We start from the raw sequence: 25,380 nt of genomic DNA on the forward strand, positions 1-25,380 counted from the left end.
TGATATTTTACATAATAACGGTAGCATTACTTATAAATTATTTAGATGATAAAACTATGTCTACACTATATAGGATAATAATTATTGTATCCATTATTTTATCTGTAGATATAATAATTAAAGGTGTAAATTTACTTTTAAGTGGAGTAAACTTACGTAACCTAAGACACTATACTTTATTAGATAAACCAGGTTATAACATGTTATATACATTTGCTTTACCTATAGTACTTGTTAATAATTACTACAATAAAAATATAAAAAATAGATTAACTTTATTATTATTTATAATCGCATCATTATTTATGATGCAGATAAAATCATTATTATATACAATACCACTAGGGCTAGTAATAACATTGTCTATTTTTAATTTTATAAATGTAAAATCTTTATTTAAATACATATTTTTAATGTTAATTACAGGTATATTGGTATTTAGTGTATATCCACAGTTTATACCAAAGCAGATTTCTGTACCAATAAACTATTATGTGTTTAAAAATCTAGAGGGAATAGAAACAAGTGATTTGAGAAACCTAGATACAGTTATAGTAAGAGGAGAAATATGGAAGAATTCGATGGGAGCTATTAAAGAAAATCCTATGATAGGAATAGGATATGGTAATTACCATAAGGTATCGGAAAATAAGACCATAATATCTGATGTAACAGGAATTTTATATAATATGCCTACAGTAACAGAAAGTGGGTTATTAACATTTATCATAGAAGGTGGAATAATAGGAGCATTACTTCACTTTATACTTATTATATTGATAAGTATAAGAACTAAAAATATAAAAGTAAAAACTGTAAAAACTAAAGAAGTGATTACAACAAGTATAATATTTTTTGCTTTTATAGTGTCGAATATAGTACAAGATAACTTAAATTACTTATATTGGTTTATAATTGCAGCTCAAATATACAATATAAGGCAGGCTAGATTAGAAGAAATAAGGAGTAATTAATAAATTGATAGATTTAATAAAAAAATAAAAAATGGGATACCGATTGTTAATTCAAATAAAAATAGTGTTTTCGATACAAGAAGATTTAAAAAGTTAGAGTTTAAAAGTATAGGTAAAGGAGTAAGACTATCTGAACGTAGTAATTTTTATAACACTAAGAATATATCTATAGGAGACGGCACTTTTATAAATAAAGAAGCATATATAGACGCAATAGGCGTCATATCTATAGGAAGTGGATGCATGATAGGACCAAGATTATTTATAATATCAGGAAACCATAACTATAAAAGTGAAGATTTAAAAAGCATACCTTTTGATAATAGATATATAATAAGGCCGGTTATAATAAAGGATAATGTTTGGATTGGCTCAAATGTAACTATAGCTCCAGGTGTAACTATAGGAGAAGGTGCAATTATAGCTATGGGGTCAGTTGTAGTTAAAGATGTAGACCCTTTAGCTATAGTAGGTGGTAATCCTCAAAGAACTATAAAAAATAGAGATAAAAAAACATATTATAATTTAAAGGAGAACAATAAGTTTTTTTACGGTATGTATGTAGGTAAAGGATTTGAATATATTACAGAAGATTAATGTAAAAAGTTAAGAGGAGATAGTGAATGAAAAAAAGTACTATTTGCCATTCCTTATTGGGTTAAGGGAGGAGCTGAAAAACAGTTTAGGTATATATATGAAGAGGTATCTAAAAAATCACCAAGTAGATATCCTCTTATTCAATGAAGATAATAGTAATATAAAAAATTTAAATGAAAAATTTTATATAAAAAATGAAATATTTAAAAAAATAATATAATCAAAAAAACCTTATAAGAATTAGAGATTATATAAAAATAAATCTATATATAAAAAAAATCTTCCTAACTATGATGTAGCTATAGGACACAATAAATTATTAGTTCCAGTTATGTATATGTTAAAAGGAAAATGTAAAAAAGTTATATTTTCGGCTAGAGAAGCAGATGAGAGCTTTTCAAAAGGAAGTGTAGGAAAAATATTATCTCAAATGCATATGCTAACTTGTAATTCAAGAGCAACATATGAAATGTTACAATCTGTGAATGAAAATATTGAGTGTATAAATAATGGAGTAGAGTCAAAAAATAATAAACTATTTGAAGATATAATATCTATAAAAAACATAGGAGTAATAGCTAATATTACAAGAAGAAAAAATGTACAATTAGTTATAGAGTCTATTAGTAATATATCTAAAGGTATTAGTGTAAATATTGCAGGTAAAATAGAAGATAATGATTACTATGAAGAGATTAAAGAATATATACATAAAAGAAACTTAGAAGATAGGGTCAATTTTATGGGATATGTGAGTGATATGGATAGTTTCTATGAGCAAAATGACATAGTAATACTGCCTTCATTATACGAAGGAACTTCAAATGTTATATTAGAAAGTTTTTCTAGAAAAAAAATTATACTATTGTCAAACATACCTGAAAATAGTTGTTTAATTAAAAATGAGTACAAAGATATAATGATGTTTGATCCACACTCAAGTAAAGACTTAGGTGATAAGATAAACAACATAGTTAAATTAAACAAAGAAAATAAAGTAATAATAGAAAAAATAGTAAAAGAAAATAACGATTTTGTAGTAAAAGAGTACTCAATAGAAAATTTAAAGGCTAAATATTTAGATATAATTAATAGAATATAAAAATGATAAAAAATACATAAATATAAAGAATGTTATTTATGTAACTAAAATATTATCAAAATATAAATAGAGATTTTAAATTAATAAATATTAAATTATAAAGGAGTAACTACAGGTTATGAAAGAAGGTAAAATATTAATAACAGGTGCTAGTGGATTTATAGGATTTCATTTAGCGGAACTGTTATTAAAAAATAATTATCAAGTAGTAGGCATAGATAATATGAATGATTACTATGACGTAAGATTAAAAGAAGGTAGATTAGAAATACTTAGAACGTACGATAACTATACTTTCTATAAAATTGACTTAAAAAATAAAGAAGAGATAGATAAGATTTTTAAAGAACAACATTTCGACTATGTAGTAAATTTAGCAGCTCAAGCAGGAGTAAGATACTCAATAGAAAATCCATATGCTTATGTAGACTCAAACTTAATTGGATTTGTAAATATACTAGAAGCATGTAGACACTATCCAGTCAAACATTTATTATATGCTTCTTCAAGTTCGGTTTATGGTGGAAATAAAGTAGCACCATTTTCAACAGAGCACCAAGTAGATCATCCAGTAAGTTTATATGCTGCAACTAAGAAGTCTAATGAATTAATGGCTCATACATATAGCCATTTATATAAGATACCAACTACTGGGTTAAGATTCTTTACAGTATATGGACCATGGGGAAGACCAGATATGGCATATTTCTCATTCACTGATGCAATACTTAAGGATAAGCCCATAAATGTATTTAATCATGGGAAAATGGAAAGAGACTTTACATATATAGATGATATAGTAGAAGGTATATATAGATTATTACCATTAGCACCTAAAGCTAATCCAGATTGGGATGAAACGAAAGATAAACTAAGTGAAAGTTTTGCACCATACAAGGTATATAATATAGGTAATAATCAACCAGTACAATTAGAGAAGTTTATATCTGTGCTTGAAGATCAGATAGGTAAAAAAGCAGTAAAAAATTATATGGAGATGCAACCGGGAGATGTTAAGAAAACTTATGCAGATACATATGATTTAGAACGAGCTATAGATTTTAAACCAAGTACTTCTATAGAAGAAGGATTAAAAAAGTTTGCTACTTGGTACAAAGAATTTTATAATGTAGAAGTATAATAAAATGGGGGAAAACAACAATGAAGATAGCGATAGCAGGAACAGGGTATGTTGGTTTATCAAATGCTATACTACTGGCACAACATAACGAAGTAGTAGCAGTAGACATAATACAAGAAAAAGTTGATATGATAAATAATAAAAAATCTCCCATAGTAGATAGAGAGATTGAGGAATACTTAGATACTAAAGAATTAAACTTAGTGGCTACTACTGATGCGTATAAAGCATACAAAGATGCAGAGTTTGTCGTAATATCTACACCAACAGACTATGATCCAGAGAAAAATTATTTTAATACTAGAAGTGTAGAAGCAGTAATAGCTAATGTATTATCAATAAATCCAGATGCTATAATGGTTGTAAAATCAACTGTTCCAGTTGGATATACTGAAAGAATAAAAGAAATGTTTGAAACTGATAATATAATATTCTCACCAGAGTTCTTAAGAGAAGGAAAAGCATTATATGACAATTTGTACCCTTCAAGAATAATAGTTGGTGAACAATCAGATAGAGCTAAAAAGTTTGCAGATTTATTAATGCAAGGAGCAATAAAAGAAGATATACCAGTATTATTTACTGACTCAACAGAAGCAGAAGCAGTAAAATTATTCTCTAATACCTACTTGGCACTTAGAGTAGCATATTTTAATGAATTAGATACATATGCAGAAGTTAGAGGGCTTAATACTAAACAAATAATAGAAGGTGTTGGACTTGATCCTAGAATAGGTAGTCATTATAATAACCCTTCTTTTGGATATGGTGGATATTGCTTACCAAAGGATACTAAGCAGTTAAGAGCAAATTATGCAGATGTACCAAATAATATAATCGCTGCTATAGTCGATGCCAATACAACTAGAAAAGATCATATAGCAGACCAGATAATAAAAAAAATCCTAATGTAGTAGGTATACATAGATTAACTATGAAAACTGATTCTGATAACTTTAGAGCTTCATCTATTCAAGGTATAATGAAAAGAATAAAGGCTAAAGGGATAGAAACAGTAGTATATGAACCAGTGCTTAAAGAAAATACTTTTTATAACTCTAAAGTAATAAAGGATTTATCGGAATTTAAAGAAAAATGTGATGTTATAGTTTCGAATAGATTGTGTGAAGACTTATATGATGTAGAAGAAAAAGTTTATACTAGAGACTTATATAATAGAGATTAGGTCAAAATTAGTTATGGTATAAGGAGATAACATGAGTAAGGTAGCTAAAGCAACAATTGGACTTATGATTGCCACTATATTGGCAAAAATACTTGGATTTGGTAGAGAGCTAGTATTAGCATCATCATACGGAGCATCCATGTATAGTGATGCATATATTACAGCTATGAATATACCACTAGTTATATTTGCAACTATTGGGACAACACTAGCTACAGTTCTAATTCCAATGTACTTTGAAGTTAATAATAATTTAGGAGAAAAAGAAGCTCTTAAATTTACAAATAATGTCTTTAATATAGTTGTAATAATGTGTTTAATACTAGGTATATTAGGGCTAGTATTTACTGATGAAATAGTAAAGGTATTCGCAGTTGGATTTAAAGGAAAAGCATTTGAGGTAGCTGTTAATTTCACAAGAATAACTATTGTAGGTATAGTTTTTACTGGACTAAGTTATCTTATGACTGCATATCTTCAAATAAACAACAACTTTGCTATTCCAGGAATGGCAAGTATACCTAAAAATATAATAATAATAGTATCTATAATTTTAAGTGTAGTATATAATCCATACATAATGATATGGGGAACTTTATTAGGAATGGCTGCGGAGTTTTTATTCCAATTACCGTTTGCTATAAAAAATGGATATAAATATTCACTATATATAAATACTAAAGATAAATATATAAAAAAGATGTCATGGTTAATAATGCCAGTACTTATAGGTGTGGCAGTTAATCAAATAAACACTATGGTAGATAGAACATTAGCTTCTACATTAGGAGAGGGAAGTATATCTGCACTAAATTATGCAAATAAGCTAAATGGATTTGTTATGGCATTATTTATAGCATCTATAGGAGCTGTAATTTATCCAATGCTATCAAAGCTATCAACTGAAAATAATAAAGAAAAATTCACAGAATCAGTTGTTAAAAGTATTAATAGTGTAATACTTTTAGTTGTACCTATATCAATTGGTGCAATAGTATTGGCAACACCTATAGTAAGGATACTTTTTGAAAGAGGAGAATTTGATGTTAGAGCGACTAGTATGACTGCTATAGCACTTGCTATGTATTCTTTAGGAATGTTGGCATTTGGACTCAGAGATATATTAGGAAAGGTATTTTACTCAATACAAGATACTAAAACTCCAATGATAAATGGAGCAATAGCTATGGTTATGAATATAGTACTTAATATAGCACTTGTAAATATAATAGGACTACCTGGGTTACCACTTGCAACAAGTATATCCGCTACAGTATGTATATTCTTATTGTTTATGAATCTAAAGAAAAAGATAGGATATTTTGGACAAGACAAGATAATAAAAACAACACTAAAATCAATAGTTTCAGCAGTATTTATGGGAGTTGTAACTTATTTTGGATATAATTTGTTAAGTAATATTCTAGGAACTGGATTTATAAAGGAAGCGATAGCCTTATTTGGATCGATAGCGATAGGCGCATTAGTATATGGAATAGGAGTAGTTATACTAAAAGTTGAAGAAGTAAGTATAATTACTAATATGGTTAAATTGAAATTAAAAAATAAAAAATGTTAAATAAATAGGAGTTCATATATAAGCATATTAATAGTTGGTGGAGCAGGATATATAAACAGAAACTCACTTAATACCTTTAATACTTCAAGTACCACTATGAAAAAGAAGTCATATAAGTATATTTGGTAATGACTATGACACTAAAGATGGGAATTGTATAAGGGACTATATACATGTTATTGATTTAGCATCTGCACACTATAAAGCTTTAGAGTATTTAAGAAAAGGTAATGATAGTGATACATTTAACCTTGGTAATGGAAACGGATATTCAGTTAAAGAGGTTATAGATGTGGCAAGACGTGTTACAGGATTTGATATAAAAGAAGTTATCGAGCCAAGAAGAAGTGGTGATCCAGCGATACTTATAGCTACAAGTGAAAAGGCTAAAAATGTACTTGGATGGAAGCCAGAATTTGATTCTTTAGAAAAAATAATTGAAGATGCTTGGAATTGGCACAAAAATAATTCAAGTGGATATAAAAAGTAGCTACAAAGTAAATATGGAGGACTTTATGAGAAAGAAAGTAAGAAAAGCAATAATACCAGCAGCAGGTCTTGGTACAAGATTTTTACCAGCAACAAAATCACAACCAAAGGAAATGCTACCAATAGTTGATAAACCAACTCTACAATATATAATAGAAGAAGCAATAAACTCAGGAATAGAAGAAATATTAATAGTTACTGGTCGTAGTAAAAAATCTATAGAAGATCACTTCGATAGATCAGTAGAACTTGAAGTAGAACTTGAGCAAAAAGGTAAGTCTGATATGTTAAAGATGGTTCAAGATATATCAAATATGGTAAACATCCATTATATTAGACAAAAAGAACCAAAAGGACTTGGACATGCTATCCATTGTGCAAAAAGTTTCATAGGTAATGAACCCTTTGCAGTATTGCTTGGTGATGATATAGTAGACAGTTCTACACCTTGTCTAAAGCAACTTATAAATGCATACGATGAATACAAAACTTCAATACTTGGAGTTCAAGAAGTTGATATAAAAGATACTAATAAGTACGGAATACTAGATGTAAAATATATAGAAGATAGAGTATATAAAGTAAAAGATATGGTAGAAAAGCCCGATGTAGATAAAGCTCCATCAAATATAGCTATACTTGGTAGATATATAATAACTCCAGAAATATTTAATATACTTGAAAATCAAGAACCAGGTAAAGGTGGAGAAATTCAACTTACAGATGCACTTAAAACTCTAGCTACTAAAGAAGCTATATATGCATATAGCTTTGAAGGTAGAAGATATGATGTAGGGGATAAGTTAGGTTTCTTAGAGGCTACAGTAGATTTTGCTCTTAAAAGAGATGATTTAAGACATGGATTTATAGATTTCCTAAAATCTAAAAATAAAGATTTTGTAAGTGAAGAAGATTTACAAGAAGTTGCAGTAACTAAATAATATAAGATCCCAGATGATTTTATCTGGGATTTTCTGTATTAATAAACTAACAAAATATATAAGTATATGCAGTTATATGTAAAAATATGGTAGAATATATATTGAATAGTTTATAAAGCTAAAGGCTTAAATAGGAGGAGAAATATGAAAAATTTTAAAAAGATAGCATTGATATTGATAAGTATCCTTGTCATTATTTTAATGTCTGGATTTGGATATGTATATTCAAAGCTTAATAAGATATATGTAAAGGAAGAAACTACCAAAGGGCAAGAAAAATCAGAAGTATCTATGGTTGATGGAATTACTAATATATTACTTGTAGGTACAGATGGAGATCATGTTGAAAGAGGGAATAGATCAGACTCTGTTATGTTAGTAACTATAGATAGCAATAAAAAAGATATTAAAATAACTTCTATAGCGAGAGATACTTATGTTGATATACCTGGTTACTCAACTGAAAAGCTAACTCATGCTTATGCATATGGAGGTATAGATCTTTTAAAGGAAGTTTTCAAGGTTAATTTTAATCTTGATATTGATAAGTACATAGCTGTTAACTTTGTTTCATTTATGGATATTATAGATGAATTAGGTGGAGTTGAAGTTAATATTGAGGAAAAAGATATTAAGGAAGTTAATAAGTACATAGATGCTTGCTACGAGTATTATTATAATAGAAAAGATAAAGTAGAAAAAGAATACATAACTAAAGCAGGTGTACAAAGATTAAATGGGTATCAAGCACTTGCATTTAGTAGAATAAGATATACTGACAGCGCTTTTGCTAGAGATAATAGACATAGAGAAGTTGCTGAGAGTGTTTATAAAGAATTTTTAAACAGTGGAAAAGAACAATATAAAAAATGTGCTGATATACTTTTAGACAATACTAAGACTAATATAAGCCCTATGGAAATGTTGAATTTAGGATTTACAGTATTTAATATTAATGATAAAAATATAGAGCAGTTACAATTCCCATTAGAGGAATATAGAAATGGTCATATTATAAGTAAGCAAAAAGGATGGGTTCTAGAGTGGGATAAGGAAGAAAACTTAAAAGCTTGGAATGAATTCATCTATGGTAAAGATAATAAAAAATAGAAGGAGTTATTGAGATGATAGATATACATTGTCATATACTACCTGGAGTTGATGATGGATCTAAAGATTTAGAAGAATCTTTAGAAATGGCTAAAATAGCTCAAAGTGAAGGTATAAATAAAATAATAAATACTTCTCATTATAGGCCGGATTTTGACTTTGAAAAAGGTGAGATACTTTTAGAAAAGTTAAATAATTTTAATAATTTTTTAAAAGAAAATAATATAGATATAGAAGTTTTTATAGGTAATGAACTTTATTATGGAGATGATTTATTAGAATATATTGATAAAAAAGAGTTTTATACTTTAAATAATAGCAGATATTTATTAATAGAGTTTTCACCTATGAGAGTTCCAAAAAAATTTATGTGATGTAATATATGAATTAAAAATAAGAGGCTATATTCCAATACTTGCTCATGTTGAAAGATATTCAGATATGCAAGAAGATCCTAATATTATATACGACTGTATAAAAGAAGGTGCACTAATTCAAGTTAATGCTTCTAGTATTTTGGGTAGGGGTCCTAAAGAAGCTAATAAATTATGTGATGTATTGTTAAATCATAATATGATACATTTTATAGCTACAGATGCACATAGTAGCAATAGAAGAGCTCCTAAGATTAAAGATACTTATGATTATATTATGGATAAATACGGAGAAGATAGAGCCAATGAATTATTTAAAGAAAATGCAAATAAAATTATACAAGATGAATTATTAGAAAATTTGGAAGAACCTATAAGGTATAATCCAAAGCAAAGCTTTTTTAAGAAAATATTTAAGAAAAAATAGTAATAAGACACCTTTAATTTGTATATAAAATAAAATTAAAGGTGTATAGTTTTATATATAGAAATATTAATTAACGATATATAAATATTTTTAAGGAGAGTAAAATGAATAAACAAGAGAAAAGGATTATAATAGGGGGAATTGCTATAACTGCATTGGCTTCAGCTGGATTTGCTATGGGTCAGGGGAATCTGGCATCAGCTGATGATAATTATTCAGCTCCTAAAACAATTGTAGAAGAAAAAAAGATATCACAACAGAAGATACAGTTACTAATGAAGATAATGTAGAAAAGGCAATTTCAGATGATAAAAATAAACAAGTAGAAAAAAGTGCTAAATCTAATATAACTCAAACACAAAATACACAAGAAGAACAAGAAAAAATAACAACACAGAAGCCGACAAAACCAGCAAATTCAAAGCCAGTAACATCTAAACCAGAGGCTAAGCCAGAAAAAAAACCTACTATAAAACCAATAACGCCTAAACCAGAGGTTAAGCCAGAAGAACAACCAGATGTAACTCCAAAACCTGAAACTAAACCAACACCAGATACTGGAGTAGGAAATCAAGAGGTAGTGACACCTCCAAGTGGAGGCGATGCTTCAGATAGCTCTAGCGGAGAGGCTTCTAATGAAGGATAACTTTATCATATACAAATTTAAAAATATGTAGTATAATGTAAATATATGTAAAATATTATGTTTTACAGGCAAAGCTAGAGAAATCTAGTGACGCAAAGCTAAAGGGGCTAAAGTACAAATTACAATGCCAGCCAGTTGCCGGTAAGAAATTTTTCTTATCGTTAAAGCACAATTTTGTGCTTATTTTGCTTTGGCAACTACCTTTTATTAGGTAGTTTTTTGTTGTCCAAAGTTCGTCTCTAGCGTATAAAAATAAAAGTGGGAGTGTAACAATGAAAATAATCAGTTTAAAAAACCCTAAGTCACCTATATCTGAGGCGTATAGAAATGTGAGGACAAATATAGAGTTTTCTAATTTAGATAAAGATATAAAGGTCATTATGGTAACTAGTAGTAAACAAAATGAAGGAAAAAGTACAGTTATTTCTAATTTAGCAGTAAGTTTTTCTAAACTAGAAGATAAAAAAATACTTATTATAGATTGTGATTTAAGAAATCCAACTGTACATAGAACATTTGGTATTAGTAATATATTTGGATTAACAGATACTCTAATTGGTAATAAGACATTTGAAGAATGTGTAGGAAGTATAAGTGAGGCTAATATTGATATTTTAACTGCTGGAAAAATTCCACCAAATCCTTCAGAAATTTTAGGTTCAAGCAAGATGAAATATTTTATTAATAGTATTCGTGATGATTATGATTATATTTTCATAGATGCTCCACCAATAGGTATTGTTACAGATGCAGGAGTTATGAGTAATTTTATTGATGGAACTATTTTAGTTGTTGCATCAAATGAAACTGATGTAGAGGTAGTTAAGATTGCTAAAGAAAGATTAGAGCATGTTAATGCTAATATACTAGGAGTTATATTAAATAAGTTCGACTCTAAAGATTCAGCTTATGGATATTATGGATATTATAATGAATCAGAGCGTCAGATGAAAAATAGTAAGAAAAAAAGATTTTCTTTAAAAAATTTAGGATTTAGCATATTTAAATAAATTCAAATTAAAGAAGATGACTATTTAGTCATCTTCTTTAATTTGAAAGCATGTACATGACATTAAAAAACTAGATATAAATAATTATAATTATGAGATATAGACTAAACTTACAAAAAATGATAAAATATATAGGCACATGATGCGGGCGGGAGAGGGATATATTTTGCGAGGAAAGAGGAATGAAACAAACACTTCAAAAAAATCAAATTAAAACAGATGTATTAGCAGGATGTACTACGTTTATAGCAAGCGTATATATAATAATGACTAATGCACTTATTTTATCGGACGCTGGAATAAGTCAAGATGCGGCTATGATAGCTACAATATTTACATGTAGTTTATCAACAATACTTATGGGCTTATTTTCAGACACACCACTTATAGTAGTACCTGGAATGGGTATAAATTCGCTATTTACTTATACAATAGTAAATTCTATGGGACTTAGTTGGCAAGATGCACTAGGTGCAGTATTTGTAAGTGGTATTATATTTACTATAATAGCGAGTACTAAATTAACGCCAATACTTTTAAAATCAATACCAAGCAACTTAAAGCATGCTATAACCGTTGGAGTAGGATTTTTAATATTATTTATAGGACTTCAAAAAAGTGGTCTTGTTGTAACTAATGAAAATACTATGGTAGGGCTTGGAAATGTAGCAAACAAAGAGACTTTACTTAGTATAATTACTTTACTTATAATACTTATACTTCATATAAGAAATGTAAATGGTAATTTACTTATAAGCATTATAATAGGTAGTGTGTTATCACTAATAATGGGAGTAACTACTTTAAATAATGTAGATATGACTATGTTTAATATGGGAGCATTTAAGGATGTATTTTTAGGAATGTCGTTTAAAAATATACTTAGTATTCCATTTATAGTAGCTGTATTTTCTATAACTATTGTTATTGTATTTGAGAACATGGGCATTTTATATGGTCAAATGGAAGCTATCGGAAAAGTAGAGGAGTTTCAAAAACCATTTAAAATAGCAGGTATATCAAACATGATAGCAGGAATGTTTGGTACAAGTCCAACAATAGTTGCAGCAGAAAACTTTTCAGGGATAAGTGCTGGAGGAAAGAGCAAGATTGCAGCTTTTACTTCTGGGATATTATTTTTGTTATCATTATTTTTAATTCCAGTACTAAAGCTTATACCAAATGGAGTTATAAGTAGTGTACTTATATTTATAGGAATATTAATGATTCAAACATTCTTTGATATTGAAAAAGGTGATGTAATAGATACTATAGCTATGATACTTATAATTACTTTAATACCTTTTACTTATAATATAGTAAATGGGATAGCTTTAGGATTTATAGTTTATACATTATTGAGAATTGCATCAGGTAAAGGAAAAGAAATTTCACCTGCTATGTATATACTTACAGGATTATTTATATTAAGTTTTATAATGAACGTATCTATGGGAATTATTCATTAATAATAGGGCAATGACTTTAGTCATTGTCTTTTTTTATGAGTAAATATTATGAAAATGCTAATTTAATTCTTAAGACGATAGGGGTATCGAAAAAGTTTCAAGAAATAAAAAAAATCTTGTTACAGTATTGTAAATTTTACCATATAGACTTTTTTGATTAAAGTTATATAATAGATATATGAGAAAAACGACAAATTAATACAAGATAGGGGGTAATACTATGAGAAAACAAAATAAAATAAATTTTGGGGCTCGAAAAAAGAAGAAAGTTGACGCGAAAAAGGTTGCTATAGTGTCGATAGCTTCTGTAGTGATAGTATTTGTTGGAGCTAAAGGAATTGGAGCGACAACAGCTTTTATACAAGAACAAAGACAAGTAAAAATTGAAATGGACAAGAAGGCAGAAGAAGAAAGAATTCTTGCTGAGAAGAAGCGTAAAGAAGAAGAAGAAAAAAAGAAAATGGTGATCGGTGTTAACCATAACGGTAAAGAAGATTCATACGATGCAATTGAGATAGCTAAAAAGCTTAAAGCGGGAGATTATTCTAATAATGGAGAAAAAATAGTATTTTTAACATTTGATGATGGAACATCTACAACTGTAACACCAGAAGTATTAAAAGTATTAGATGAAAACAATGTAAAAGCTACATTCTTTTTAACTGGCGAAAATATAGAGCGCGGTGGTCAAAAAGCAAAGGATCTTATAAAACAAGAATTTGAAAAAGGACATGCCATAGCAAACCATTCATATAGTCACAACTATAAAATTTTATATCCGCAAAGAACATTAAATTTAGAATCTTTTAATGCAGACTTTAAAAAGACTGATGATATACTTAAGGATGTATTAGGTCCATACTTCTCAACAAGAGTAATTAGATGTCCAGGAGGACATATGTCTTGGAAGGGAATGGAACCATTAGATGCTCAATTAGAAGAGAAAAATATGGCTTCAATAGATTGGAATGCTCTAAGTGCAGATGCAGAAGGTAGAAAGAAGAATGCTCAACAATTAGCTGAATATGCAATAAAAACTTCAGAGGGTAAAGAAATAGTAGTATTATTAATGCATGATACTTATGGAAAAGAACAAACTGCTAAATCTCTTCCTCAAATAATAAAACATTTTAAAGATAATGGATATGCTTTTAAAACTTTAGCATAATATAAAAAAGGTTGCCTAAAATACAGGCAGCCTTTTTATATTATAAATATTCCTATTTGAAGTAAAATTATAAATGGAATTCCAATTGTAAACTTAGGGTGTTTAGTTTTATGCCTAAAAGTATACATACCTAATAGACTTCCTAAGGAACCACCAATTATAGCTATTGAGATAAGCGTAGCCTCACTAATTCTCCATTCATTTTTAATTGCTTTTCTTTTGTCTATATACATAAAATAAAAGCCTACAATATTAATTATAATAAAGTAAATATAAATTAAATTATTCATAGAACCTCCTAGTATTAAAATATTAACTTAAATATAAGTATAAATTAAATAAGAGGTTAATAACAGAATTTGTTACAATATACAAATAAAAACTTTATAGGGGCTATATTAATTTGAAATATAGTGATATCATTTAAGTAATATAATCAGATAATGTGAAATAAAAAATTAATTTATATAGGGGAAATGTTTAAATATATAAATAAAAAATCATATAATATATAAATATAAGATAAAATGAAAGGGAGTATATAAATTGAAAAATTCAAAAATAAAAAATAAAAACTTTAGTTCAAACTGATTTTGTAGGCTTATTTGATGTTGAATATAAAAATAAAAAAATGAAGATAAACATTGGATGGTAGCTTCAAGAAAAAATGAAGAAGAGCTAAAAGAAGTTTATTTAAAAAATAAAGAAGATAAAATAGATGCAGTAGTTATTTGTGCACTTCATAAAAGTGAAAATAAACTAGTTATTATAAAGCAGTTTAGGGTACCTATAAACGATTATATTTATGAACTACCTGCAGGGCTTGTTGACAATGATGAAGATATTGAAAGTACTGTAAGACGAGAGTTAAAAGAAGAAACAGGTTTAGACCTTTTAGAAATAAATAAATCAACAAGTACAGAAAAAGTTTATCTATCACCAGGTATGACAGATGAATCAGTAGCCTTTGTGTATTGTACATGTGATGGTAATATAAGTGATGAATTTTTAGAAGATGATGAAGAAATTGAAGCTATTTTAGTATCACAAAAGGAAGCTGTGAATATATTAGAAAGTAAAGAGACTATAGATATAAAATCATATCTGATGCTTCAAATGTTTGTAGCTTTAGGAGATAAATTATTTAAGTAATATAAATTTGTGAGTGTTAAGTATAATACAAAGAAAAAAGCCATATAAGCTAATTATTATGTAAATATAAAATTGGAGGGATATGATGGCTATAAATATTGAACTAGAAAATAATGAACAAATTATATCTAGAATAAGCTGTTGCCGTAAAATTACAAATATAGAAGTGGTAAATAGTTTTCTTTTAAATTTCTTTGTATGTACAACTACTACACCAGTGGTAGGACAAATAGTTGATGATTATATATTAACACTTACAAATAAAAATATATATCTTGAAAGTATCTATTATTCTCCGTGGGAAGGGATTTATTCGGTTATGAATACATCTAAAATTCCACTAAAAAAAGTATTAAGTTTTGATTTATATAAAGATAATAAAGATGAATGTATAATAATTAAATCAAATGAAAATAAAGAATTAAAATTAATAATTAAAGATGATAAATCTAAAGAAAAGGTTAAAGAAATAAAGTCTTATATTAATAAAAATTAAAAGAGCTCTAGAAAAATATTTTCTAAAGCTCTAGCCTCAGTGAATTATAAATAATAATTCTATAATATAATTCTATAAAAAATAAGAAAACCTTTTAAAAAATTTATTTTAATTAAAAAATAATAACAAAAAAATAATAATAAAAAAATATTGACTTTAAAAAAATATTGTATTATTATTTATATAAATCAATAAAAATAGTTAGATTTTAAATGCATTGAAAAAGTAAAGTAGCATTTTGGAAAATCACAGAGAGGAAAACATTGGTGAGAGTTTTCTATTTAGAAAAAATGTGAAGTGCACTTTGGAGCAGAAGCTCGAATTAATAGTAGAGTTCTCCGGGATCACCCGTTACAGTGATTAGGCATGTTAGTGCTGGAATTTCGAGCGTAGATATATTTTTTATATCTAAATTAGAGTGGAACCGCGAGTCAACCTCGTCTCTATTATATTAGAGACGGGGTTTTTTTATTTACAAAAAAGTTATATATAATAAAAATTAAAAATATATAACCTAAAAAATTAATTTAAGGAGTGATTTATATGATACACGAAAATGTACTGAGTTTAATAGGAAACACACCAGTTATGAAATTAAATAATATAGAAAATAAAAATATTTATCTAAAGTTAGAAAGAACAAATCCTGGAGGTAGTGTAAAAGATAGAGCAGTTTATTATATGATAGAAGGATTAGAGAAAAGAAATGAATTAAAAAAAGGCGATGTATTAGTAGAAGCTACTAGTGGAAACACAGGTATAGCATTATCTATGATAGGAAATTTAAAAGGATATGAAGTAATAATAGTAATGCCAGAAACGATGAGTGTAGAAAGAAGAGAACTAATGAAGGCATATGGGGCAAAACTTATATTGACAGATGGAAAACTTGGAATGAAAGGTTCAATACAAAAAGCTAAAGAACTTATAGATGAAAATGAAAATTATAAAAGCTTAAAACAGTTTGAAAATCAAGATAACACATATGCTCATTATGAAACAACAGCTAAAGAAATCATAAATGATATACCAGATGTAGATATATTTTTAAGTGGAGTTGGAACAGGAGGAACATTAAGTGGAGTTGGAAAATATTTAAAAGAAAAAAATCCAAATATAAAAATTATAGCTATAGAGCCTAAAAAATCTCCTGCTATATCACAAAATACATCTGGACCTCATAAAATACAAGGAATTGGAGCTGGATTTGTTCCTAAAAACTATGATGAAACAGTAGTGGATGAAGTAATACTAGTTGATGATGATGAAGCTTTTGAAGGAATGAAAATAGCAGCTGATAAAGAAGGTATATTAGTAGGTATATCATCTGGAGCAAACATATATGCAGCTATAGAGGTATCTAAAAAATACCCAGATAAAAAAATAGTGACAATATCACCAGATGGAATAGAAAAATATATTTCAATGGGAATATTCAATTAAATTATATCAAAAAGGGTGATTGATAAATGTTTAGGAAAATAAATAAAGATATAGAGTATATAATGGAAAATGATCCAGCAGCAAGATCAAAGATAGAAGTATTTTTATTATATCCATCAATACATGCAAGGATAATGCATATATTATCACATTTTCTATATAAACATAAATTATTTTTTACAGCTAGATTAATATCTCAAATAGCAAGATTTCTTACAGGTATAGAAATACATCCAGGAGCTACTTTAGGTGAAGGAATTTTAATAGACCATGGTATGGGTGTTGTTATTGGTGAAACAGCAGAAGTTGGAAATAGAGTAACAATATATCATGGTACAACACTTGGAGGTACAGGAAAAGATAAAGGTAAAAGACATCCAACTGTCTTAGATGATGTAATAATAGGATCTGGATCAAAAGTATTAGGGCCTATAACAATAGGTTCAAAAGCTAAGATTGGAGCAAATTCAGTAGTATTAAAAGATGTACCTAGTGGAGCTACAGTAGTTGGAGTTGCTGGGAAAGTTGTAAAGATAAATGAAGATATATAAATAACACTAAAATGATTCTAAGCAAAATAATAGATTAACATAAGACAAAGGAAGGTAATAATATGGACACTACATTTTTTTCACAATTTATAATGATAACTAATGTATTTACAATAGTTTCAATAATAGTATTAATAGGATTATTTTTTATAACAAAAAAACTAAGTAAAAAAGTGAATTTCACAAAACTAATGATAATATCTACTTTATTAGGTATAGGACTAGGAGTAATAATTCAATGGGTTGCAGGATTCCCAAAAGATCCAAGTACAGTAACATGGCTAACTGAAGTAGACAAGTGGTATGGTCTTATAGGATATGGATTTATGGATCTTTTAAAGATGCTTGTAGTTCCAATAGTATTTGTATCAATAATAAGAGTTATTATGAACTTAAAAGAAGGAGAAGATATAAATAAGTTAACTTCAAGAACAATAATAATGTTGCTTGGTACAACAGCAATAGCAGTAATCGTTGGTATTGTTATAGGTAATTTATTTAAATTAGGAGTTGGAGAACAGGTTGTAAAATCAAGTGATCAAATGAAAGAAATAACTCCAGTAGTAGATACATTAAGAGGTTTATTGCCATCAAATCCAGTAAACGCAATGGCTGAAGCTAATATAGTAGCAGTAGTAATATTTGCAGCATTTATTGGTTTAGCTATAAAAAGATTAAACAAAAAATATTCTGATGTAATAAAGCCTTTTGTAGATTTAATAGAAGCCTTTTATAAAATAATTGTAAGTGTATCAATAACTGTTATAAAACTTATGCCATATGCAGTGATAGCTTTAATGGCAAATACAATAGTAGGTCGTGGAGTTAGTTCTATATTAGGTGTAATAGACTTTATAGTAGCCTTATATGTAAGTATATTCATAATGTTTATAATACACTTAATTATAATAAGTTTAAATGGTATAAATCCTATAACTTATGTAAAAAATGTTTCAAAACCTCTTATATTAGCATTTACATCAAGATCAAGTGTAGGTACTTTACCAGTAACAATAGAAGCTTTAACTGATAATGCTAAAGTAGATGAAGGTATAGCAAGTTTTGTAACTAGCTTAGGTTCTAATATGGGTATGAACGGGTGTGCTGGTATTTATCCAGCATTAATGGCAGTAACTATTGCTAATATGTCAGGTACACCTATGAATTTTAGTTTCTATGCAATGTTATTAGTTGTAGTAACTATTAGTTCGTTAGGTATAGCTGGAATACCAGGAACAGCTTCTATGGCTGTATCAGTTGTAATATCTGGAATGGGAATGGGAGCATATTTCCCACTTGCAGGTGGAATACTAGCAATAGACCCTATATTAGATATGGGGCGTACTATGCTTAATGTAAATGGTAGTATGATATCAGCAGTGACTGTTGCGAAATCATTTAATAAAATAGGTGAAACTGAAAAATAAGATATCTCATTTATTAAATATTTAAATATAAAAAATAAACAATCTAAATAGGCTACTGATAATTATCAGTAGCCTATTTAAATACTAAAAACTGACTTTGTAAAAATATAATATTAAATCATTTAATAACCTTCTTAAGAAACATGAGTATAAAGTGTTGTACTTCTATTGAAAAATTATCATATAAAATAATAATTGCTTTAAATTTAGGATTTTATATAGTATTATTTAACTATACAATAATACAAATGAGGTAGAATATGCATTTTACATATATAATAAGATGTAAGGATAATTCTTTATATACTGGATACACAAATAACATATTAAGAAGAATGAAAGAACATGAAACAGGAATAAATAGCAAATATACAAAAAGTAAAGGATTTGAAAAACTAGAAGTATACTTTGTAAGTAATAGCAGAAGTAAAGCAATGAAATTAGAAAGTTATATAAAAAAGCAATCTAGAAATAAAAAGCTTAACATAATAAAAAATCCAAATGAGTTTATAAAAGAACTTGAAAATAGCTCAGACTACTTACTTGGGTCTGATATAATATAAATTAATAGATATAATAGCTAGGGGAGCCAATGGCTGAGAAGTAACAACTGACCCTTATACCTGATCTGGATAATGCCAGCGTAGGAAAGCTTATACATAAATATAATATATATATATTATATACTTATGACTATGTAATCAAGCTATACCTAAATTAGGTATAGCTTTTTTTATATAACTAAAATGGAGGAGGATATAATTATGCAAAAATATAGAATACCGACACTTACAATAGCAGGTTCGGATTCATCAGGGGGAGCAGGTGTACAAGCCGATCTAAAAACATTTAGTGCAATAGGAACATATGGAATGAGTGTTATAACAGCAATAACAGCTCAAAATACACAAGGAGTATTTGACGTAGAAGAATTAAGTAATAATATAATAAGAAAACAAATTGAAACTGTATTTGATGATATAGTTCCTAAATCTGTAAAAATAGGAATGGTAAGTAGTCCTGAAATTATATTAGAAATAGCAAAAACTTTAAAAAAATACAATCCAAAATATTTGGTAGTGGACCCTGTCATGATATCTAAAAGTGGATATTCGTTGCTAAAACCACAAGCACAAGAAAATTTAATAAAGTATTTAATTCCAATGGCATATATAATAACACCTAATACAGAAGAAGCTCAAGAAATAACAAAAATAGAAATTAAAAATACTAAAGATATGAAACTAGCAGGAGAGAAAATTTTAAAAATGGGACCTAAATATGTACTAATGAAAGGTGGGCATTTAGAAGGTGATGCGGTAGATATTTTAATAGGAAAAGATACATTTGAAGTCTATAAAAGCAAAAGATTTGACAGAAAAAATACACATGGAACCGGATGTACATTATCTTCAGCAATTGCATCTTACTTAGCATTAGGATATGACATTAAAGAATCAGTTAAACTTAGTAAGGATTATATAACAAAAGCTATAGAAAATAGTTTTGACATAGGTCATGGGGTAGGACCAGTACACCATTTTTATAAATTTGATAAAACTAGCGAGGTAGAGTATGTTTAATAAAGAAAAATTAAAAGAATATTTAAAATTATACTTAGTTACTGATTCAGAGATTTTAAAGAATAGAGATTTTTATGAAAGTATAGAAGATGCTATAAAAGGCGGAGTTAAAATACTTCAATTAAGAGAAAAAAAATGCATCAGGTAAAGAATTTTTAGAAAAGGCGATTAAGTTAAGAAAACTAACTAAAAAATATGGTGTATTATTAATAATAAATGACAGGGTGGATATAGCAATTCTTAGTGAGGCAGATGGAGTTCACGTTGGCCAAAGTGATATAGATGCTAGTATGGCTAGAAAGTTATTAGAAGAAGATAAAATTATAGGTGTGTCAGCTAAAACGGTAGAGCAAGCAAAACAGGCAAAGTTAGATGGCGCAGATTATATAGGTGTAGGTGCAATATATAATACATCAACAAAAATAGATGCAAAATCTATTGAATTTAATACAGTTAAAGAAATAAGAGAAAATGTAGATATACCAATGGTCTTAATTGGTGGAATAAGTGTAGATAAAATTGAAGAATTAAAAGTATTAAAAAGCGATGGGTATGCAATTGTGTCAGCTATACTAAAAAAAGAGGACATTTATTTGGAAACAAAGGCGTTTATTTCAATTATTTAGGATATGTACTAAGATTAAAAGAGAGCTATATAGCTCTCTTTTAATCCTAAATATAATAAACTATTTTTTATAAGGTACTTTTTTAGAAGGTGGAAGATACTTTTCCTTAACTTGAGTAGGAGTAGTACCAGCAGCACCAGTTGCTCCCTTAGGTCCTGGTTTACCAGGAACACCAACAGCTCCTTGAGGACCAGTAGGACCTTGAGGACCCATAGGACCAGTAGCGCCAGGCATTCCAGGCATACCAGCAGGACCTTGAGGACCCATTTCACCCATAGCACCAGGCATGCCAGCAGGACCTTGAGGACCCATAGGACCAGTAGCGCCAGGCATTCCAGGCATACCAGCAGGACCTTGAGGACCCATTTCACCCATAGCACCAGGCATACCAGCAGGACCTTGAGGACCCATTTCACCCATAGCACCAGGCATGCCAGCAGGACCTTGAGGACCCATAGCACCAGGTTTACCAGGAGCGCCAGGCATACCAGGCATGCCAGGTTTACCAGGTTTACCAGCAGGACCTTGAGGACCCATAGCACCATGTTTACCAGGAGCGCCAGGCATACCAGGCATTCCAGGTTTACCAGCAGGACCTTGAGGACCCATATCACCCTTAGGACCAGGTTTACCAGGAGCACCAGGCATACCAGGTTTACCAGCAGGACCTTGAGGACCTTGAACGCCAACCGCTACATTACATAATGGATTAACATAAATTTCTTTTCCAAAATCTATATATTGTATTGAATTTATCTTTACATATATAGGACCTTTACCAGAACAAGTTTTACCCATTACAGCAAATTGATTTACTTGACAAATACGTAATCTTAATATACAGTCACTATCTTCTAATTTTAACCCCACCATTTTCCCTATACAATCACATAATAAGCTATAAATTTGAAAATCTGAAAAATTTATAGGATATACAAACGTAGGACACATACCTTGGTCCATAGTAGAACATCCACAAGATTTTTTACTTTTTATAGGCTTGCTATCGCATTTACATGATTTTTCATGATGCTTATGTGTGCTAGAACAACAAGGCTTTGTACAATCATTGTTACACATCCAGTCTTTACTCATATACAACACTCCTGTTTAAAAATTTGTAGTATTACTACACAATATAGATATATGATTTATGAGGCAAAAATGGGACATATAATATCAAATTAATTAACTTTAACATGTTTATTAGATTAAAAAATATAGAGTTAATTTAAATTAAAGATAAATAATAAGTAAAATATATACATATACAAAGAAAAAATATGTTTACAAAGTAAGTGTATTAATCGTATAATACACTTAAGAAGAAAAATTTTGGATAAAGTGTATTACATAACTAGTACATCTTATCAAAAATTTTTATACATAGTGTATTAATTAGATAATACACTAAAAAATTTAAAATTAGTGTATGAACCTATTAATACACTGGTTTAGGAGGTAATATGAAGTTTGAACTAGATAATAAATCTCCTATATATCTGCAAATTATTAAATACATAAAACAACGAATGGTAATAGGCGAATTGAATCCAGGAGATACAGTACCATCTAGAAGAGAGATGGCACTAGAATTAAATGTAAATTTAAATACAGTACAAAGGGCATATAAGGAGATGGGAGATATGGGGATAATAAATACTTTTAAGAACTACCAAAGTAATATAACTACTGATGAAAATATACTTAAAAATATAAAAATGGAATTAATAAATGAGTCATTAGAAGTATTTATCGAAAATATGAAAGCTATAAAAGTAACAAAAGAAGAAGTAATTGAAATTATAAGTGAAAAATATTAAGAGATTAAATTTGGAGGAGTAAGATGATAGAGGTAAAAGATGTTAGTAAAACTTATACTAAGGTGAAAAACTTTAAAGTAAAAAAATTAAGGCTTTAGATAATGTGAGCTTTAGTATAGAAAAGGGGAAAATAACTGCGTTACTTGGTATAAATGGAGTGGGTAAATCAACAACTCTGAAAGCTATAAGTGGACTTATTCAAATTGATAAAGGGGAAATTTTAATAGATAGAGAAAAGCTAAGTAATTCTACATATGACAAACTTGCATTTGTGCCAGATATAAATACTCATTTTAGCGGAATAACAATAAAAGATAGCTTTGAGTTTATGGAAATTTTTTATAAAAATTGGAATGTAGATAAAGCAAATGACATGATAAACATGTTTAAGTTAGATATAAACTCAGTAATAGATGATTTATCTAAAGGGAATGTAGCAAGAGTAAGAATAATACTTGGATTTTGCCAAGATGCAGATTATATACTTTTAGACGAACCATTTTCAGGAATAGATGTTTTTAAAAGAGAAGAATTCTTAAGAGCAATCACAAAGTATATGAAAGAAGATCAAGCCATAGTTATAACGACTCATGAAATTGATGAAATAGAAGGATTAGTAGATGATGTAATACTACTTGAAGACGGAAAAGTAGTATCAATATTTAATGCTGAGGATATAAGAGAAAATGAAGGTAAATCCATAATAGATAAGATGAGGGAGGTCTATAAGTATGAATAAGCTTCTTGCACTTACTAATATGGAGTTAAAAAGAAATAGTAAATTTTATCTATTATACTTAAGTATTTTATCAGCTATAATGCTTGGATTAAATATAATTCAGATTAATAAATTACAAGATAGATTTAGTATAATTGAAAAAATTAAGGATAGTTTTGATGGAATATTTTATGGAGTTTCTATTATGTATAATAACTCTTATTTGCCTAATATTATGGAACTTAGCATAGTAGGAATATTTATATATTCAATTTATACTTGGATAAGAGAATATACTCAAAAGAGTGTTTATACTTTAAAAATGATTCCATGCAATAAATTTAATGTCTACCTATCTAAAATGGTATCTACTATAGTTATGGTTTATGGAGTATTAATAATTCAAATTATAATACTTTTTATATCTAAAAATATATTTAATATAATGTTTAGGAATACAGGGGTAATACCTACATCATTATTTGAAGACTTATCATATTTATCTTCAATCTTATATTACAATATGCCTATAAATATGATAGATTTTATCATGATTTATGGTATAGGTTTAGTTTTAAAACTATCAGTATTATTTACAGCAATAGTATTTGCAATAAGCTTTAAAAATAAGAACAAAAGCTTTTTTATAATAACTATTGGATTATATATGATTATAATAACTAAGATTGTTATGTATAGAAATATAGGAGATTTTTACACCAATTTGGGAGCGAAATATATAGGCAACATAGGGGTGGATTTTATAGTAGGTTCACTTTTTACAATATTACTTATCTATATATCTTATAAATTGATAAATAAAAAGTTTTATATTTAAGGGGGAAAAATGAATTTAAAATCAAAGATACCAATAGTGGTTATAGTATTTACATTTTTACTATTTTTAGTTTTACCACTTAGAAATAATAATGATAAATTAACTATAAAAACTTTAAAAGGTAATATAAATGAAATAAATAATCTAGCCATAAGTTATGAAAATAATGAAGGTAGTAGATATATAAGAAAAAAATATACAATAGAAAATGGAAATACTAAAAAACAAATTATACCAACAAGATATTATGAAAACAAAAATAACAAAATATTTAACCTTATAGATGTTCTAAGCGGAAATGATAATATATCTAATATTGGATATGAGTACATAAGAACAAAAGAGAATTATACAACAGATATAAAGTTTATATACTATGAAATAATTAAAATAGAAGAAAATACAGTACTTCAAACTCAAGGAAAAGATAATGTTATATACGACCAAAGTATAAATAAAGAAAATATAAAAAGAAATACAATCAATGTGGATTTCAAAGATATATCTAGA

General features: G+C 28.0%; 31 protein-coding genes, 1 pseudogene, 2 riboswitches and 1 other annotated feature. Of the genes and pseudogenes, 30 read left to right on the forward strand and 2 right to left on the reverse strand.

Features of this window, described 5'->3' with window-relative positions:
* The 17 genes and pseudogenes from BN899_RS05670 to BN899_RS05740 all read left to right on the forward strand — a co-directional run.
* The coding region (locus tag BN899_RS05670) for an O-antigen ligase family protein (protein ID WP_042273607.1) at positions 1 to 974 on the forward strand (974 nt) is incomplete at its 5' end.
* A 243-nt stretch (positions 975 to 1,217) separates the two neighbouring features.
* Positions 1,218 to 1,487, forward strand: a pseudogene (locus tag BN899_RS18565) (acyltransferase); the annotation flags it as partial.
* 106 nt (positions 1,488 to 1,593) lie between these two features.
* Positions 1,594 to 1,791 (forward strand): hypothetical protein, encoded by a 198-nt coding sequence (locus tag BN899_RS05680; RefSeq protein ID WP_042273610.1) that lies wholly within the window; start codon positions 1,594 to 1,596, stop codon positions 1,789 to 1,791.
* 111 nt (positions 1,792 to 1,902) lie between these two features.
* The gene (locus tag BN899_RS05685) at positions 1,903 to 2,673 is read left to right on the forward strand and encodes a glycosyltransferase family 4 protein (protein WP_081712180.1); all 771 of its coding nucleotides are present in this window, start codon (positions 1,903 to 1,905) and stop codon (positions 2,671 to 2,673) included.
* 118 nt (positions 2,674 to 2,791) lie between these two features.
* Positions 2,792 to 3,814 carry an NAD-dependent epimerase gene (locus BN899_RS05690; RefSeq protein WP_042273613.1) on the forward strand — a complete coding sequence of 341 codons (1,023 nt, stop codon included), beginning with the start codon at positions 2,792 to 2,794 and terminating at the stop codon, positions 3,812 to 3,814.
* Positions 3,815 to 3,834: 20 nt separating this feature from the next.
* Complete coding sequence (locus BN899_RS05695) at positions 3,835 to 4,728, forward strand: nucleotide sugar dehydrogenase (RefSeq protein WP_343195835.1); 894 nt, start codon at positions 3,835 to 3,837, stop codon at positions 4,726 to 4,728.
* Positions 4,729 to 4,748: 20 nt separating this feature from the next.
* The gene (locus BN899_RS20945; RefSeq protein WP_343195836.1) at positions 4,749 to 5,000 is read left to right on the forward strand and encodes a UDP binding domain-containing protein; all 252 of its coding nucleotides are present in this window, start codon (positions 4,749 to 4,751) and stop codon (positions 4,998 to 5,000) included.
* A 31-nt stretch (positions 5,001 to 5,031) separates the two neighbouring features.
* Positions 5,032 to 6,579 carry a murein biosynthesis integral membrane protein MurJ gene (gene murJ, locus BN899_RS05700; RefSeq protein WP_042273615.1) on the forward strand — a complete coding sequence of 516 codons (1,548 nt, stop codon included), beginning with the start codon at positions 5,032 to 5,034 and terminating at the stop codon, positions 6,577 to 6,579.
* 118 nt (positions 6,580 to 6,697) lie between these two features.
* Positions 6,698 to 7,069: a GDP-mannose 4,6-dehydratase gene (locus BN899_RS18570; protein WP_330362465.1), complete on the forward strand. Its 372-nt coding sequence runs from the start codon at positions 6,698 to 6,700 to the stop codon at positions 7,067 to 7,069.
* 25 nt (positions 7,070 to 7,094) lie between these two features.
* Entirely contained in the window at positions 7,095 to 8,009 is a 915-nt protein-coding gene (gene galU, locus BN899_RS05710) for a UTP--glucose-1-phosphate uridylyltransferase GalU (protein ID WP_042273618.1), read from the forward strand.
* A gap of 144 nt (positions 8,010 to 8,153) precedes the next feature.
* Positions 8,154 to 9,119 carry an LCP family protein gene (locus tag BN899_RS05715; RefSeq protein ID WP_042273619.1) on the forward strand — a complete coding sequence of 322 codons (966 nt, stop codon included), beginning with the start codon at positions 8,154 to 8,156 and terminating at the stop codon, positions 9,117 to 9,119.
* 14 nt (positions 9,120 to 9,133) lie between these two features.
* Entirely contained in the window at positions 9,134 to 9,493 is a 360-nt protein-coding gene (locus BN899_RS20110) for a CpsB/CapC family capsule biosynthesis tyrosine phosphatase (protein WP_278244963.1), read from the forward strand.
* 37 nt (positions 9,494 to 9,530) lie between these two features.
* A complete protein-coding gene (locus BN899_RS20115) occupies positions 9,531 to 9,920 on the forward strand; it encodes a CpsB/CapC family capsule biosynthesis tyrosine phosphatase (protein ID WP_278244964.1) in 390 nt (129 codons plus the stop codon).
* 104 nt (positions 9,921 to 10,024) lie between these two features.
* The gene (locus tag BN899_RS05725; protein WP_042273621.1) at positions 10,025 to 10,210 is read left to right on the forward strand and encodes a hypothetical protein; all 186 of its coding nucleotides are present in this window, start codon (positions 10,025 to 10,027) and stop codon (positions 10,208 to 10,210) included.
* Positions 10,211 to 10,623: 413 nt separating this feature from the next.
* Positions 10,624 to 10,709: riboswitch (cyclic di-GMP riboswitch) on the forward strand.
* A 129-nt stretch (positions 10,710 to 10,838) separates the two neighbouring features.
* A complete protein-coding gene (locus tag BN899_RS05730) occupies positions 10,839 to 11,576 on the forward strand; it encodes a CpsD/CapB family tyrosine-protein kinase (RefSeq protein WP_042273622.1) in 738 nt (245 codons plus the stop codon).
* A gap of 182 nt (positions 11,577 to 11,758) precedes the next feature.
* Positions 11,759 to 13,045 (forward strand): NCS2 family permease, encoded by a 1,287-nt coding sequence (locus tag BN899_RS05735; RefSeq protein ID WP_052356652.1) that lies wholly within the window; start codon positions 11,759 to 11,761, stop codon positions 13,043 to 13,045.
* Between the two features lie 220 nt (positions 13,046 to 13,265).
* Entirely contained in the window at positions 13,266 to 14,213 is a 948-nt protein-coding gene (locus BN899_RS05740) for a polysaccharide deacetylase family protein (RefSeq protein ID WP_042273627.1), read from the forward strand.
* Positions 14,214 to 14,248: 35 nt separating this feature from the next.
* Here the strand turns inward: BN899_RS05740 and BN899_RS05745 are convergent, their stop codons facing one another.
* Positions 14,249 to 14,503, reverse strand: coding sequence for a DUF1294 domain-containing protein (locus BN899_RS05745; protein WP_042273629.1), 255 nt, complete (start codon positions 14,501 to 14,503; stop codon positions 14,249 to 14,251).
* Between the two features lie 358 nt (positions 14,504 to 14,861).
* Here BN899_RS05745 and BN899_RS05750 point away from each other — a divergent pair, with 358 nt between their 5' ends.
* The 9 genes from BN899_RS05750 to thiE all read left to right on the forward strand — a co-directional run bounded on the left by BN899_RS05750 (position 14,862) and on the right by thiE (position 21,491).
* Positions 14,862 to 15,365, forward strand: coding sequence for an NUDIX hydrolase (locus BN899_RS05750; protein ID WP_147568502.1), 504 nt, complete (start codon positions 14,862 to 14,864; stop codon positions 15,363 to 15,365).
* Between the two features lie 85 nt (positions 15,366 to 15,450).
* Complete coding sequence (locus BN899_RS05755; RefSeq protein ID WP_042273632.1) at positions 15,451 to 15,861, forward strand: hypothetical protein; 411 nt, start codon at positions 15,451 to 15,453, stop codon at positions 15,859 to 15,861.
* Between the two features lie 208 nt (positions 15,862 to 16,069).
* Positions 16,070 to 16,309, forward strand: a binding site (T-box leader).
* 95 nt (positions 16,310 to 16,404) lie between these two features.
* Positions 16,405 to 17,304, forward strand: coding sequence for a cysteine synthase A (gene cysK / locus BN899_RS05760; RefSeq protein WP_042273634.1), 900 nt, complete (start codon positions 16,405 to 16,407; stop codon positions 17,302 to 17,304).
* Positions 17,305 to 17,330: 26 nt separating this feature from the next.
* Entirely contained in the window at positions 17,331 to 17,855 is a 525-nt protein-coding gene (gene epsC, locus BN899_RS05765) for a serine O-acetyltransferase EpsC (protein ID WP_042273636.1), read from the forward strand.
* A gap of 62 nt (positions 17,856 to 17,917) precedes the next feature.
* Positions 17,918 to 19,282: a cation:dicarboxylate symporter family transporter gene (locus BN899_RS05770; RefSeq protein WP_042273639.1), complete on the forward strand. Its 1,365-nt coding sequence runs from the start codon at positions 17,918 to 17,920 to the stop codon at positions 19,280 to 19,282.
* A 260-nt stretch (positions 19,283 to 19,542) separates the two neighbouring features.
* Complete coding sequence (locus BN899_RS05775) at positions 19,543 to 19,845, forward strand: GIY-YIG nuclease family protein (protein ID WP_042273640.1); 303 nt, start codon at positions 19,543 to 19,545, stop codon at positions 19,843 to 19,845.
* A 9-nt stretch (positions 19,846 to 19,854) separates the two neighbouring features.
* Positions 19,855 to 19,949, forward strand: a riboswitch (TPP riboswitch).
* Between the two features lie 97 nt (positions 19,950 to 20,046).
* A complete protein-coding gene (gene thiD, locus BN899_RS05780) occupies positions 20,047 to 20,865 on the forward strand; it encodes a bifunctional hydroxymethylpyrimidine kinase/phosphomethylpyrimidine kinase (RefSeq protein WP_042273642.1) in 819 nt (272 codons plus the stop codon).
* Complete coding sequence (locus BN899_RS20390) at positions 20,858 to 21,013, forward strand: thiamine phosphate synthase (protein ID WP_330362464.1); 156 nt, start codon at positions 20,858 to 20,860, stop codon at positions 21,011 to 21,013. The genes thiD and BN899_RS20390 overlap by 8 nt, the downstream gene beginning before the upstream one ends.
* Before the next feature lie 19 nt (positions 21,014 to 21,032).
* Positions 21,033 to 21,491, forward strand: a complete 459-nt coding sequence (gene thiE / locus BN899_RS05785; protein WP_330362466.1) for a thiamine phosphate synthase — start codon at positions 21,033 to 21,035, stop codon at positions 21,489 to 21,491.
* 60 nt (positions 21,492 to 21,551) lie between these two features.
* Here thiE and BN899_RS20120 read toward each other — a convergent pair whose 3' ends face one another.
* Entirely contained in the window at positions 21,552 to 22,586 is a 1,035-nt protein-coding gene (locus tag BN899_RS20120) for a collagen-like protein (RefSeq protein ID WP_052356654.1), read from the reverse strand.
* A gap of 371 nt (positions 22,587 to 22,957) precedes the next feature.
* Between BN899_RS20120 and BN899_RS05795 the strand changes: the two genes are divergently transcribed.
* The 4 genes from BN899_RS05795 to BN899_RS05810 form a co-directional block, all read left to right on the forward strand.
* Positions 22,958 to 23,314 carry a GntR family transcriptional regulator gene (locus BN899_RS05795; protein ID WP_042273644.1) on the forward strand — a complete coding sequence of 119 codons (357 nt, stop codon included), beginning with the start codon at positions 22,958 to 22,960 and terminating at the stop codon, positions 23,312 to 23,314.
* 103 nt (positions 23,315 to 23,417) lie between these two features.
* Entirely contained in the window at positions 23,418 to 24,053 is a 636-nt protein-coding gene (locus tag BN899_RS05800; RefSeq protein ID WP_242824095.1) for an ATP-binding cassette domain-containing protein, read from the forward strand.
* Positions 24,046 to 24,870 carry a hypothetical protein gene (locus BN899_RS05805; protein WP_042273646.1) on the forward strand — a complete coding sequence of 275 codons (825 nt, stop codon included), beginning with the start codon at positions 24,046 to 24,048 and terminating at the stop codon, positions 24,868 to 24,870. Before BN899_RS05800 ends, BN899_RS05805 begins: the two co-directional genes overlap by 8 nt.
* 9 nt (positions 24,871 to 24,879) lie before the next feature.
* Positions 24,880 to 25,380: hypothetical protein (locus BN899_RS05810; protein WP_042273648.1), on the forward strand; the 501-nt coding region annotated here is incomplete at its 3' end.

Origin of the sequence: Faecalimicrobium dakarense, assembly GCF_000499525.1 — a bacterium.
In the GTDB taxonomy this organism is placed as follows: domain Bacteria; phylum Bacillota; class Clostridia; order Peptostreptococcales; family Peptostreptococcaceae; genus Faecalimicrobium; species Faecalimicrobium dakarense.